The organism is Salipiger marinus (assembly GCF_035481585.1).
Classification (GTDB): Bacteria; Pseudomonadota; Alphaproteobacteria; order Rhodobacterales; family Rhodobacteraceae; genus Salipiger; species Salipiger marinus.
Genome location: NZ_JAYKSL010000024.1, coordinates 52160 through 65767, shown reverse-complemented (window position 1 = coordinate 65767; position 13608 = coordinate 52160). Strand labels below are relative to the sequence as shown.

General features: G+C 61.9%; 11 protein-coding genes. 4 read left to right on the top strand and 7 right to left on the bottom strand.

Annotated elements, in window-relative coordinates; all coding sequences use genetic code 11:
- Positions 1-183 precede the first annotated feature (183 nt).
- The 3 genes from VK682_RS22955 to VK682_RS22945 all read left to right on the top strand — a co-directional run bounded on the left by VK682_RS22955 (position 184) and on the right by VK682_RS22945 (position 3411).
- Positions 184-816, top strand: coding sequence for a hypothetical protein (locus VK682_RS22955; RefSeq protein ID WP_230797813.1), 633 nt, complete (start codon positions 184-186; stop codon positions 814-816).
- Positions 817-1055: 239 nt separating this feature from the next.
- Positions 1056-2231: a peptidase S41 gene (locus VK682_RS22950; protein WP_324782601.1), complete on the top strand. Its 1176-nt coding sequence runs from the start codon at positions 1056-1058 to the stop codon at positions 2229-2231.
- Between the two features lie 238 nt (positions 2232-2469).
- Positions 2470-3411 (top strand): YihY/virulence factor BrkB family protein, encoded by a 942-nt coding sequence (locus VK682_RS22945; RefSeq protein ID WP_324782600.1) that lies wholly within the window; start codon positions 2470-2472, stop codon positions 3409-3411.
- Between the two features lie 913 nt (positions 3412-4324).
- Here the strand turns inward: VK682_RS22945 and VK682_RS22940 are convergent.
- The 6 genes from VK682_RS22940 to VK682_RS22915 all read right to left on the bottom strand — a co-directional run bounded on the left by VK682_RS22940 (position 4325) and on the right by VK682_RS22915 (position 10050).
- The gene (locus VK682_RS22940; RefSeq protein ID WP_324782599.1) at positions 4325-5116 is read right to left on the bottom strand and encodes an inositol monophosphatase family protein; all 792 of its coding nucleotides are present in this window, start codon (positions 5114-5116) and stop codon (positions 4325-4327) included.
- A 106-nt stretch (positions 5117-5222) separates the two neighbouring features.
- Positions 5223-6101 carry a glycerophosphodiester phosphodiesterase family protein gene (locus tag VK682_RS22935; RefSeq protein WP_230797817.1) on the bottom strand — a complete coding sequence of 293 codons (879 nt, stop codon included), beginning with the start codon at positions 6099-6101 and terminating at the stop codon, positions 5223-5225.
- Between the two features lie 82 nt (positions 6102-6183).
- A complete protein-coding gene (locus VK682_RS22930; protein WP_230797818.1) occupies positions 6184-7284 on the bottom strand; it encodes an extracellular solute-binding protein in 1101 nt (366 codons plus the stop codon).
- Between the two features lie 38 nt (positions 7285-7322).
- On the bottom strand, positions 7323-8141 hold the full coding sequence (locus VK682_RS22925; RefSeq protein WP_230797819.1) for an ABC transporter permease: 819 nt from the start codon (positions 8139-8141) through the stop codon (positions 7323-7325).
- Positions 8141-9007, bottom strand: coding sequence for an ABC transporter permease (locus VK682_RS22920; RefSeq protein WP_230797820.1), 867 nt, complete (start codon positions 9005-9007; stop codon positions 8141-8143). Before VK682_RS22920 ends, VK682_RS22925 begins: the two co-directional genes overlap by 1 nt.
- Positions 9004-10050, bottom strand: a complete 1047-nt coding sequence (locus tag VK682_RS22915) for an ABC transporter ATP-binding protein (protein ID WP_230797821.1) — start codon at positions 10048-10050, stop codon at positions 9004-9006. Before VK682_RS22915 ends, VK682_RS22920 begins: the two co-directional genes overlap by 4 nt.
- A 102-nt stretch (positions 10051-10152) precedes the next feature.
- Between VK682_RS22915 and VK682_RS22910 the strand changes: the two genes are divergently transcribed.
- Positions 10153-11277 (top strand): ROK family transcriptional regulator, encoded by a 1125-nt coding sequence (locus VK682_RS22910; protein ID WP_230797822.1) that lies wholly within the window; start codon positions 10153-10155, stop codon positions 11275-11277.
- Between the two features lie 580 nt (positions 11278-11857).
- On the opposite strand, the gene VK682_RS22905 is transcribed toward VK682_RS22910, so the two are convergent.
- Positions 11858-13438 carry an RNA repair transcriptional activator RtcR family protein gene (locus tag VK682_RS22905; RefSeq protein ID WP_230797823.1) on the bottom strand — a complete coding sequence of 527 codons (1581 nt, stop codon included), beginning with the start codon at positions 13436-13438 and terminating at the stop codon, positions 11858-11860.
- Between the last annotated feature and the right edge of the window lie 170 nt (positions 13439-13608).

Here is a 13608-nt window from a genome sequence, read left to right as displayed (position 1 = left end):
ATTTCCTATCGCCGCTGGGTCAGTTCTCAGTGACATCCAACACATCAGGCACTAAAGGCGGGCGCCCACCTTCCAAATCTTAGATCTCAGGTGGCAAACCGGAAAGCATCTCGATAGCATTCGTCATATCTTGGATATTCCGACGCGTGGACGCCGGGTTCAAATGTTTAGAGGTGACATCGCATGGATGGTTCTGATCACAACCATACGTTCTTCGACGGATGCATCCGTACTTATGGAGCTGCAACCCGTCATATGATGACAGTCTGGGAGGATGTTACCGGCGAGCCCATGGAGACGCTTTCGGGATATCCGAAGGATCGCTTCCGGCAGGCCCTCGGCTATTTCGTGCGAGCGATGGAAAGTGGAGACGCCTCGGAGCTGCGGGCGGAACTGAATGAAGCGATGGAGAATGACGAGAACGTCAAGTCCTTGATTGAGGACAGTTTGGCGTCTCCGGAAGAGGCGTCAGCCCCAGATGTCGACGATGTTCCTCCGTCCGTTTTTAAAAAGGCAATCTGGACGGAGGCAATCAACCGCGCGGGAGACGAGATCGTCGATGTCAATTTGGATGACTTTCTCAGGTCCGTCGTTGCACGAGTAATCGACGAAATGGGCTGGAAGCGCCGGTTCAACGTGGGGGAGAACCGCCACTTTCCGCGAATGGTTCAGTGGTTGCGGGAGGTGCAAGAGGAGACGACTTGGGACGAAGGCGTCGGCTTGTACCTGATGAATCGCGCTTCTGCCGGACGGGTCGCTTCCCACCCCAGCAACCCTCACCAACTGAAGGTGAGGCTCAACAGCGCTTTACTCTAACGGTCTGACAGACAGAAGCTGCGTATTGCTGTTCTATCGCTTCGAATTTCCGCGCCTACGCGTCAGTTGCAAGGGGCGGGAAGCCGACCTTTGCGGCGGTCGTTGGGTACGTTCGGTTCGGGTGTACTTCGTGGTGATCCGCGTGGCCGCCTCCGCCCTGATCTGCCGCACCGCCGCACGGTCGGCCCGAGCCCAATTGAGACATTGCAGCCCCCAAGAATACACGTTGAAATAGGTCGATGATCGACGACCTGGAGAAAGTCGTAACATCGGTCCTCCCGACCGACCCCAGCTTCCGCTTGATCGGACGCGAGGAATTGGATCGTTGCATCAACGAGGCCTGTCAGAACGCACTGGCGAACGCGAAGGACGCTTTCCTGCTTTCCCTGATGCGCCTTCTCGCACTTCCAGGAAATGGACATACACGGCTGATCCCGAACAACGCCATTTCGGTGCTGCCCCTGAGGTTCGTGACCATCGGCACCACGACACGCCTGCTCGATGCCAGGTCAGATATCTCCGCGGCGATCGGGGGAGAGCTGATATCCATCAATGGTGTTCCCGCAGACTATATCGAACGATCCGCAGAGAAATATCTGGCAGGCACACCGCAACGAAAACGCGTCATCGGCCCGATCATGTTCGCCTGGCCAAGTGCGTTGCAGCTCTTGGGAGTGCCTTCGGACGGCGAGAAGATCACGTACCGGATACGGCACGCCACGGGACGGATCCGCGAACTGTCTCTCGATACTGCAGATCTGGTTCGCGCCTCTACATTCTACCCACGAAATGAGCATGGCAAAGCCGACGCGTCCTGGGCTCCACAGTCCTATTGCAAGATCAGAGACTTCGGCCAGTCCGGGGCGCTCATCGTCCTGCCGAGTTTCTTCGACCCCAGTGAAACTGCACTTTCGGCTGCGATCGCCGAGGCGGCAACCCTCGCGGGATCGCTTCCGGCCCGCACCTTGCTCATTGACCTCCGCGGAAACTCAGGAGGCAACTTCCTACGGACCATGCCTTTGATCGACGCGATCTCGGAGGGCGCGAAGGATCGCCGGGTCGGTTTGCTCGTCGACAAATTCACCTTCTCTGCCGCAATCGTGTTCTCCGCCATCCTGAAGTACCGTCTGGGAGAACGGCTCGCACTGATCGGGGAAGAGATGGGGGATGGGCTGACCTTCTTTGCGGAAGGGGGAACCATCGAGCTGTCGTCCAGCGGAGCGGCGGTTCGATATTCTACTGCCTTCCATGATTGGGCCGGTGGTCGCACCGACGAGACCACTCCGGCCGAAATCGCCGAGCGAATGGTCCCGGCCGGCGCGCTAGAGCCGGACCGGATCTGGGCAGAGAATTCGGACGATGTTGAAGCACGAGATCGATTCTGCCGGGAAGTTTTCGAAAGTCTGAGCACCTAGACGACCGACCGTTTTGCCCGCTCTCGGACCAGAGCTGCCTTTTACGCTTGGATCAGCACCTGGCTGGAGGCAGCCCGAAGCTGACGGTCTAAAGAAAGCGCAGGGTGACCCTGCAGCGCCCCGTCAGCTGATCAGGACAAAGGTTATCTCGAAATCCGTGAAGTGAGAGGTCCAGCGTTCTGGTCCGCCCGCCACCAGCGACCTAGTTAAGACATCAGCGCAACGCGAGAGAGACTGAATGGCTGAACGTCCGCCGACCGAAGCAGGTCGCGATGCCGTCATCACCCACGGCATCGTCACCGCCAACCCGGAAGTCTTGCTGCACGGCACTGGCTGGCGCGCGGTATGGGCGATCTTCCGCGAGGGCGGTTTGCGGCTGTGGAGCGATGATGCGTTCGGGCTGGCCGGGAACGTCGCCTTCCGCGTGCTCATGGCCGTCTTCCCGTTCCTGATCTTCACCTCTTCGTTGACCGCTTTCGTCGGCAATCAAAGCATGGCCGAAGATCTGATCTCGTTTCTCATCGCCATCGTGCCGGAGACGCTGATCGAACCCATCGTGTCGGAGGTCCGCCAGGTGATGACGATCCAGCGCGGTGGTGTCCTGTCGTTGGGTATCCTCTTGACCATCTGGTTCGCACTCGGCGGCGTCGATGGCATCCGGGTGGGCCTCAACCGGGCCTACGGGGTGCGTGAGACCCGCCCGTGGTATGTGCTTTATCCGTTGATGGCCCTGATGGTCGTGATCGCCAGCATGGTTCTGGTGCTGGTCGGCTATCTGCTTGTCCTCGCCCCGCGCGCGGGCTCATCGCTTCACATCCTGTTTCCCGGCTTCGATCCGGCCTCCGTGACGGTGAGCCTCGTGCGCTACCCGTCGGCTGCGCTCATCCTTGTGGCATCCCTGTTCCTGGCCCATGTCCTCCTGCCGGCCCGTCGCACGCGCTTTTCATCAATCTATCCCGGCGTCCTGTTCACGGTCATCTCATGGATCGTGCTGACCGCCGCCTTCTCTTTCTACCTCGCGCATTTTGCCGCCTACGCAAGCTACTATGGGGGGCTCGCGGGGATCATTGCAGCACTCTATTTCACGTACTTGGCAGCTTTGGTTCTCATCTTCGGCGGAGAGCTCAACCGGGCGATCCGTATTCGCCGCCTGTCGCGAGCGCTGCGTGGCCGAACGTAGGTGTCGGCCAATCGCGATGAACCTTCAGGACCGGCCCTCACCTGCCGCTCGCGACACCCCTTGATGCTGCGGTGCAGCTTCACCGAAGCGGCCATTCGTGCCTTGTGCAGCATCGAAGATCAGGTGAAGGTCAGCCGTCTGCGGACGGAGCGGACAGTGGCTTCGTAGAGACCAGCCACGCTGCATGGAACCCGCTCAACCGGGCGGTAAGGGCTGTGTTGATAGGTCTGCGAGATTACTTGAGGGCTTTCCGCAGTAACATTTTGTTTATAAGACTCGCGCCGCTCTTTAAGCGCAATCCCAAAATATGGTGTGAGTAAATGGCTTACTTCCTGGCTCGGGTAGAGAACTTCCCCGATTTGACGGAGAGACCCTAACCGCAAAACCCGTCATGAGATACGGACAGAGCGGCCAGTCACCCCATGAAGTTCATAATTTCTCACGAGCGTCCGATGGCTTCATTTATGGCTATCTTCCGAAGGAAGGCGGGGGTGACTTAGCCCGTCTGGGCGGACATAGAGGTGCCGAAGAGATCTCAGGCGTGACTGTGATATTTATCAGCAGTGGTGCGCCATATTCAGAGAACTTCGAGACGCGCGCCTTGAATGTTTCTGATCTGGCCGTCCTTTGCGCAAATTGCCACCGGATGATCCACAGGATGCCAGATCTCGCAGACATCAAGGCTCTCAGGGATTATGTGTTGAATGGCTAAATGTTAGCCATTTAACAGCACGGGCCTGATCGCCCTATCGCCGCGACTTTGGCCGAAACCGCCCCTCAGACACCGCGCAGCGCAATCCGTCAAGAGATTGCAGCTCTGCGGGCCTTCCTCCCAGATCTTTGCGGATCTTCTGGTGTCTTGGGCTGCCCTCTGGATAGGTGAGGCCTTATTGATCGCGACAAGACATCCTGCTCAGCCCGTAAAGACGGCCTCGGCACCAGAGTGCTCGGTCATGAGCGGTGCCAGAAGCAAGTTTGCGGCAAAGACGGCCCCCCCTTTGAACAGCCGCTCTCCGGAATCGGCACCTTCGGTGGTCACACCACCCGCTTCGCGCACCATCAAAAGCCCTGCCAGAGCATCCCAGGAATTCATGTGCAGTTCGGCATATCCATCGGTTCGGCCTTCGGCCACCCAAGCCAACGCCAAGGCACCTGAGCCATGGCGGCGGACATTTGCACCCGCATCAAGCAGCCGGTGAAGCGCGGCTGTATAGGCGCTGCGTGAAACGCGGCTTGACCAGCCTAGCTCGACCGCCGAACAAGCTGGCGGATTTTCAGAAACGGCCAGGCGGAGTCCGTTCTTCGTTGCTCCACGCCCCTTTTCGGCTAGGTAAAGCTCGGATGTGCAGGGGTTAAAGATGGCGCCCAATCGGGTTTGACCGTTCACGACATATGCGATCGAGACGCAGAAATGGGGGATGCCGCGTGCAAAATTGTCGGTTCCGTCAATCGGATCGACAACCCAGACGTTTTCACCGCCGCTTGCCCCGCTTTCTTCGCCCAGAAAGCCATCGTCCGGGAAGGCTGCTGCCACACGTGACCGGATGAACTGTTCGACGGCCAGATCAGCCTCGGTCACCGGATCCTGCGGCCCTTTGAGCGCAAATCCAGCAGGACGGCTGTTAAAATGCTGCAAGGCGAGGCCGCCGGCATCCCGGATCAGCGTGTGCAGAAATAGGGCATGACCCATCTTGGAGTCTGTCATAGTGATCACCCAGAAAAAGGGCTGGGGACCAATACGATCCGCAGCGGCTGTCTGTCAGTGGCCCGAGTTCGGACGGGCAGAGGCTGGCGGGATACCGGCTGCCCCCTCAATGGGCGGGAGCGGCGGCTGGCAAGGATGTCTGGCCAAGATGCTCTTGCAGCACTTCGGGAAGATCGGTCTGCATGAGACGCATCCCTGCGCGCATCAGTCGCCCCCAGACCGCATCGGCGTCCTGCAACGCATGGGTATCGGTCAGGCCGGTCGATGCGATCTGATCCAGCGTATTGACGAAAATATCCCGGCCCGCAGCCATCATGCGCGCGCCGAATGCCTCCGCCTGCGGCCAATCCTCAAAGAACGCCTCAACCATCGGTGCACCCACATCGGCCAGCAGGCCCGCGACCGCGTCACTTGCCCCCGCGCCGACAAAGCAGATCGGTTTGGCGATAAGCCCCAAATCCGCCAAGTGCGCGCGCAGAGCAGCGATCTCGCTGGGGCCGGTTGCCCACAACTTGACGTTGACCGCATCGCTCATGCCATGTCGCCGCACAGCCTTGGCAATGGCGGGCAGCAGAACCGGCGATTTCGCATCGATATCAAGATAGATCCGGCCCCGTGCGGTCTCTAGGATCTGGTCGAAAAGCGGCAAGGTCTGGTCGCTAAACGCGGCATCCGGTCCACCTGCCCCCTTCCGCAACCGCACAGTCCCGAGGGTCGCCCAATCCAGCGCAGCAGGCATCACCGGCAGGCCCGCCGTCCGCATCAGCGACATGTCATGCAGGCAGAACAGCTGCCCATCGCGGCTTTCCTGCACGTCGATCTCGGCAAAGGCCACGCCAAGAGCGATGGCGCGCTCGACCGCCGCCACCGAGTTCTCTGCCGTGCCCTGCCAGGCACCGCGATGGGCCACAGTGGCACCTTGCCAACTTTTATCGGCCAGAAACTCTTGCAGAGGAGCGAAGGCGGCAGGGCTGGAGGGGATCATAATTTCGTTGGTCCTTTGGAACAGGTAAGAAGGTATCGGCCACGGCAAGATTTCCCCGTGGCCGGTTGGTTCGCGGCTGAGGTCAGCGCTCCAGGATCACATTTTCGATGAAATATGCCTCGACGCTGTCACGGAAGGGCCGGGCGGGAGCGGCCACCTGGTTGGCGCGATCCTCGGGCGAGACGAGTGCCTTGCTGCTGTCAGCTGCGGCATTCATCGGAACCGTGCCGAATGTGGCATTGAACATGGACTGAGTTTCAGCAGATGCCAGCCAGTTCACGAAGACTGCTGCGGCGGCGGGATGTGGCGCGTTCAGCGGAATGCCAACGCCATTGCCACCGCCATTCATACCCATCTCGGGGACATAGAATTCCAGGTCTTTGCGCACTTCGCCGCGCTGCTGCAGACCGGCAAGATGGTCCTCCCAGGCCGAGACCATCACCAGTTCGCCGTCCGACAGGCGGGTGATGCTGTCGGCATTCGATGCAGTGATGACATAGTTCGGCCCATTGTCACGGAAGAAGGCCATGGCGGGTTCCAGCGCCATCAGCCGATTGACATCTTCGGTGCCATCAGCGCGGTCCCAACCGCCTAGATTGACGATGACGTTGGTATAGAAGGATGGGCCCGCGCCGCCGTTTTCATAGTTGAAGCCGAATTTACCGGGGTTTGCCGCCCAGAATTCCGCAAACTCCGCCGCGTTCTGCGGCAGGTCGGTCTCATCCACCTTGGCGGGGTCATAGGCGATGCCGCTTTGGTTGCCCCAATAGGCCACGGCATGACCCTGACCCGAGACACCCGTCACCTCATAGGCGCGGCCGCTGTCGGGGGGCAGGATGTCCAGCGGGATATAAAGTCCGGCCAGATCCATGCCCTCGTAGCGGTCAAAGCCTAGGGCATGCACATCAACATCGCCGGTCTTGCGCATGCGGTCGGCCAGAACCTTGTCGAAATGGCCGCCGATGGTGCCCTCGGCGATGGTGACCTTGATCCCATACTCCGCCTCGAAGGGCTTGACCGCCTCGCGCAGCGCATCTTGCAGGTGCCAGACATACCAGGTCACCTCGCCCTCGGTCCTGGCTTGGGCGACGATCTCGTCCCAGCTTTTGCCGGCCAGATCATTGGCCAGGGCGGGCAGGCCAAGCAGGGCGAGCGCGGTGGCGGAAATCATCAACTTTTTCATCGGAATGGTCCTTTTGGGGTGTCGGAGAGAGGAAAACATCAGCCCTTGCCCGAGCTGAGCGACGGGTTGGCCGAGCGCAGCAGCTGTTCAAGGATCAGCATCAGGATCACGTTGGGCAGCACCAGGATCAGCGACAGCACCGCCGCATCGGGGCGCACGAAATCCTGCCCAAGCCGGGCGTAAAGCAGTGTGGGAATGGTGGTGAAATCCGGCGAGCCCAGAATGAAGGCGATGGCGAATTCCTCTATCGACTGGATGAAGACAATCAGGAAGGCGGCCAGCAGCCCCGGTTTCAGCGCGGGCAGCCAGGCGACGCGGAACCGCGCCAGCGGGCTGGCCCCCAGATCGCGCGCGGCGTCGATATGGTCCTGACGCACCTGCTCGAAGCTGACTGAAAGGATGCGGATCGCATAGGGCAGGAACAGCAGCGCATGCGAGAAGGCCACCGCCCAGAACCGCGACCCCGTAAAGCCGATCCGGTGCAGAAGCGCGGTCAGGAAGATCGCCGTCACGAAGCCGGGCACCACCAGCGGCAAGAGCGTCAGCATCCGGGCGATCTCGCGTCCGCGAAACGGGATGCGGCCAAGCGCGTAGGCGGTGGGTAGCGTCAGTGTCAGGGTCATCAGCGCGGCAGTGGGCGCCAGCAGATACGAATTCAGCAGCGCCACCTGCAGCACGGGATTGCCCAGCATGTTGCGCCACCGATCCAATGAGATGGCCGGAGGCAGGATGTGATCGGGTGTCCAGGGGGTCGAGGCATCGACCAGCGACCAAAGGATCGCCATCCCGAAGGGCAGGGCCAGCCAAAGGGTGCAGATCAGCAAGAGGGCAACGAAAAGCGCGCGGTTCAGCGTCATCACAGCACCCCCCGCAGGCGCAGCGCTCGCGACAGGACCGCAATCAGTGCCGCCCCCAGCAGGGATAGAACCATCAGCGTCACGCCCACCACCGCGGCCTCGTGCCAGCTGCGGGCCCGGCTGAACACCATCAGCTGGGCAAGGCTTTGCGCGTTGGTCGGCCCGGCGATGACCTGAAAGCTGTAGTCGGCCAAAGCGCCGATAAACACGATGGTCAGCGCCGCCTGCAGCGCCGACAGGGACAGCGGCAGGATCACCCGGCGGAACCGCGCGAAGGCGCCCGCGCCCAGATCTCGCGCCGCATCCAGAATGTCATCGCCGATCGCACGCACCGAACCCGACAACACCAAGAGCGCGAAGGGCAGGTTTTTCCACACCTGCAGGATCAGCACGCCCCACGCATTGCGGTCATTCTGCAGCTGGCGGGGCTCGGCCCAGACCCCAAGCGCGACCATCAGTTGATTGACCAGCCCGTGATAGGCGATGATGTTGACGAACAGGAAAGCCGCCACCAGCCCATGCACCAACAAAGGCGCCTGCAAAACGGCCGAGACCAAAGCCGAACCGCGAAAGGGTCGTCGCAGCCAGATCGCCAGCGGATAGGCCAGCGCTACCGAGATCAGCGCCGCCGCGAACCCCAGCCACAGCGAATAGCCCACGGCGCGCAGATAGAGCCTGCGGTCCAGCATCTTTTCCCAATGGTCCAGCGTCAGCCGGTCCTCGCCCATTGGGTTGTGCAGTCCAAAGCTCTGCGCCAGCGCGATCCAGGCTACGGCGCCGATCAGCACAAGGATCACCCCCAGCCCGGGCGCCAGCAGGGCCAGAAGCCGCAGCTTCGGCCAGACCGGATGCGCGCGCGTGCTCATGCGCCCTGCTCCAGCGGCAGGATATCTTCAAGGTCCAGCGCAAAGCGCAGCACTTCACCCACCGCCTGCGGACAGTGCGGCAGGCGAAGGCGCTGAATCAGGCCGTTGATCTCGACCTGCAGGTCGATGTGATCGCCAACAAAGGCGCGGTCGGTGATCCTTGCCTCGAAGGCATTCACCGCCCTAGCCCCCGGGGGCAGGATCCGCGCGCGCTCTGGCCTCCAGGCGATGGCGGGGCCGGTGACAGTGCCAGCCATGGTCAAAGCCCCCATCGGGGTCCGCACCAGACTGCCCTCGGCCAAAGGCTGTTGGTCCAGCACCGGCAGGATATTCGCCGCGCCGATGAAATCCGCGACAAAGGCCGTGCGGGGCTGGTGATACAGCACTTCCGGCGCGGCTTCCTGCTCGATCACGCCGCGGTTCATCACAAAGATCCGGTCCGACATTGACAGCGCCTCGGCCTGATCATGGGTGACATAAAGCGCGGTCAGCCCATGGGTGCGCTGGATGCGGCGGATCTCGATCCGCACCTGATCGCGCAGCTTGGCATCCAGATTAGACAGGGGTTCGTCGAAGAGGATGACCTTGGGCTGCATGACCAGCGCGCGGGCCAGCGAGACGCGCTGCTGCTGCCCGCCCGACAACTGATTGGGCAGCTTGGCCAGATGCGCGCCCAGCTCCAGTTGCGCGATCACGCTGTCCAGACGGCGGCTGCGCTCGGCCGGGGCCACACGCTTCTGGCGCAGCCCGAATTCCAGATTGGCCCGCACATCCAGATGCGGAAACAGCGCATAGGATTGAAAGCACATGGCAGTGTCACGGGCCTCGGGAGGCACATCTGTCACATCCATGCCGCCCATCAGGATCCGCCCGGCGCTTGGCGCCAGAAAGCCCGCGATGATCTTCAGCAGCGTGGTCTTGCCACAGCCCGAAGGGCCAAGCAGCGTGACGAACTCGCCCTCTGCGACCGAGAAATGCGCATCCGACACCGCAGTATGCGTGCCAAATTCCATGCGGATGTGTTGGGCGACAAGGCCGGACATCAGGGCTCCAATTTATTACCCGTTATGAGTTATTAACTAATACCTGTCATGAGTGAAAATAATGTGACACTCTTCACCGCAGGCCGAAAGAATGGAGGGAAGATGTCTAGCAACCTGATATCAGTCAGTAAAAGCCAAGGCCTCGTGCTGGACATGATCCGCCGTCAGCCGGGAACCACCCGGACGCGGATGCAAAACCAGCTGGGTCTGCCGCAGCAGTCGCTGCACCGCCTGACCACGCAGCTGGAGGAACAGGGGCTGATCCGCCAAAGCGGCCCTGCGACCGAAGGGCGCGGCAAGCCCACGCCGCCGTTCCAGCTGAACCCGGCGGGCGCCTTCGCCTTCGGCCTGTCGATCAATGCCGCCTCAGCCGAACTGGTGCTGACCGATCTGACCGGCGCGGTCCTGGCCGAAGAGACGCTGCGATCGGATCCCGACGATCCCCCGGCGGTGATTGCCGAAACCGCCCGCCTGTCCGCGATGCTGATCTCGCGCCAGAGGCTGGACCTCGCCCGCCATGCCGGCCTCGGGGTCGCGATGCAGGGCTTCCGCGCGGCCGGGCAGGATCAGTTCCGCACCATCGTGCAGCTAGACCGCTGGTATGACATGCCGATCCGCGCCGCCTTCGCCCAAGCCCTGGGCCCGTTAGTCTATGCCGAGAACAACGCCAAGCTGGGCGCCATCGCGGAGGCTTGGACCGGCCATGGCCAGCGCTTCCCGACCTTCGCCTATGTCTCGCTGAACTACGGGCTCGGCGGCGGGTTCATGGTCGAAGGCAACCTGTCATTCGGCGCGCATTGGAACGCGGGCGAGCTGACGACGCTGTTCAACCTGGACCAGAAGCCGCATCGCCCCGCCTTGGGCAATCTGCTGCGCTACTTGCGCGAACACGGTCATGAGGTGGCCTCGATCAAGGTAATCCCACGGCGCGGAACGCCCGGCTGGGATCTGGTCGAGGCCTGGGTGGAAGAGGTTCATCCCGCGCTGCATCAGCTGACCCGCGCTCTCTGGGGCATTCTGGATCCGGCAGCCATCATCATCGGCGGCGAAGCGCATGACGACCTGCGCAGCCTGATCGCCGCGCATTGCCCGTTCGAAATCCGGGACCGGCTCGGCAACCCGATGCGCGGCCCGCTCTGCCTGCCCGGTGCTGTGCGCGGTGACCCAAGCGCCTGTGGGGCGGCGATCTTCGCGATCAGGAATACGTTATACGGGACCCAGGGCTGATTCTGGCTGCAAGCATCGGTTTGGCCGCACGGTTTCGACCGCGCGCCCAAGTATGGAAATGGCGGCATAAGGTCATGCCCGCGACCGCAGTGTTCGAAATTGCCTTAACTATCGGTTCAAAGTCATTTTGGAGCCCATAAACGGCGACAGTCACGAGCTTCGCACCTACGCTCCCTCTCGACCCGTTCAAGGCCGGACTGCGCTTACTTTGCGGCGCGCAGCTTGCCCCACCGATCGGAGGTGGTTTGGGCGCAGCACCGAACGGAGCGCGTTGCGGGCGCCGATCTGGAGCCCTCGCGATCATGGCCATCGGTGGCTCCGCGGGCTTGTCGACCGGGCAGATCGACCCCGCGGAGGTTCTTATTGGTTCATCAACCTGACAATGAGATTTCCCGGCGCAGAGGCATTGCAGTCCGCAGGGGTGTCAGTCTCCTCGATGATTCCGAGGGCGCGCTTCCCCGCGGCATGTCCCAAAGCGGCCACTCAGACTTTCCGCCGCACCGGCGGGGTGGGAAGGGTTTCACAAAAGGCTGTTGTCACCGTGGAAAGAGGAAAAACGACCGAGATGCTGGTGTGGCCGTCAGCCGGGCTGATTGCCGGTCACTGTTCCCCAGTCGAGGCCAAAGCGCGACAAATACTTGCGCAAGCGGTCAGCGTCGTTCTGGCTGGCTTTTTCTTTCCGCGATACGGCGAACAGCCGACGCCCCGCCGCCGAAAGGCTGGCACATTCCCGGCAGGCGCGGACGACGGCGGCCAGTTGGGCGCGTTCGAATTCATCCAGACCAACGGCATCCGGGAGGAGTTCTGCCAGCAAGGCCTCGTCCAGATCGGCTGTTGCGGCGCTCCATTGGTCGGTCAGTGTTGCGATCTCGGCCTCGACCATCGGCACGGTGATGCGTCCACGCTGGGCCAGCACGGCCATGCGATGGGTCGAGGCCTGCAGATCCCGCAGATTGCCCGGCCACAGGGTGGCAGGATCCTGCGCGAACCTCAGATAGCGGGCCAGCGCATCAGCATTGAAGCCGGTCTTGCGGCCCAACTGACGCTCGGTGCTGTCGATCATGTCCAGAAGATGCGCCCGAATGTCCTGGCGTCGTTCCCGCAGGGGCGGCAGGCGCACCACCCATTGCGACAGCCTTGCGTGCAGATCGGGCCGCAGCCGCCCTGCGCGCAGCAGCGCGCCGGGGTCGCTGGCGGCGGTGGCGATCAGGTGGAACCGGGCTGTCACCTCGGCCTCTGACCCGACCGGGCAATAGCGGCCGGTTTCGATCACCTGCAGCAAAGCTGCCTGTTCGTCCGGACCTAGCTCATCGATCCGGTCAAGAAACAGAACGCCCCCGTCAGCCTCGTGCAGAAAGCCGGGCCGCTCGCTTCCCACCACGCCGGTCGCGGCGCGGCGCTGGCCAAACAGAGCGGGCAGCGCCTGTCCGCCGCGCAGGGTGGCACAGTTGACCTGCACCAGCCGTCCCTTGATGCGACGGCGCACCAGTTTCAGCTCATGAATACGGGCGGCGAGGGCGGATTTTCCGGTGCCCGGCTCTCCCAGAAGCAGGATCGGTCCGTCCGATCCGGTGGCAATCAGGTCCAGCCGTTCGGCCACGGCCTGCATCGCGGGGTTGGCGGTGTCCACCCCGCCCAGCAGCAGGGCGGAATGGTCCCGCGCGGCCGCCTCGAACCGACGCTGCAAAGCGTTGTAGCGGGCAAGATCTAGGTCGATGATATCCAGCGTGCCTTGTGGCGCCGCGCCATCACGCGGCGGGCCGGTCTGCACCAGCCGCGCCGGGATGTGGCGGCTTTCCGTCAGAAGAAACCAGCAGATCTGCGCCACATGCGTGCCGGTGGTCAGGTGGACATGATAGCGCTCGCGATCCTCGTCAAACCCGTAATCGGCGGCAAGGTCGTAAAGCTTGCCGTAGACCTCCTGGAAATCCCAAGGGTCGGCCATGTCGATCCTGACCTGGCGCACCTCGGTTTGGGGTGAGGTCTTGGCGATGGCGGCAGCCACATTGCAAGCCAGATGGTAGTGGCGCTGGTCGTGGATCAGTTCCAGCCGGTCGATGGGGAAATCGGGGTGCGCGCAGAGTTGAACCGAAGGCCGCCATTGGCGTCGCTTGCCCATGTCGAGCTGGGTGCCGAGAAAGCCAATGACGACATTGCGCATAGAGGTGATCCTTTTGGATAAATCCATATATCATCAGATAAATTTCGACGGAAGGCTTTCTGCCAATTCGTGGTTTAGTTTAATTTTTTCAACGACTTGAACGAAAGGCATGAATTTCTTCATGTCCCGCCCTGAACCGGGCAGAACGAGAGGGCGAAAACTGAAGGAAT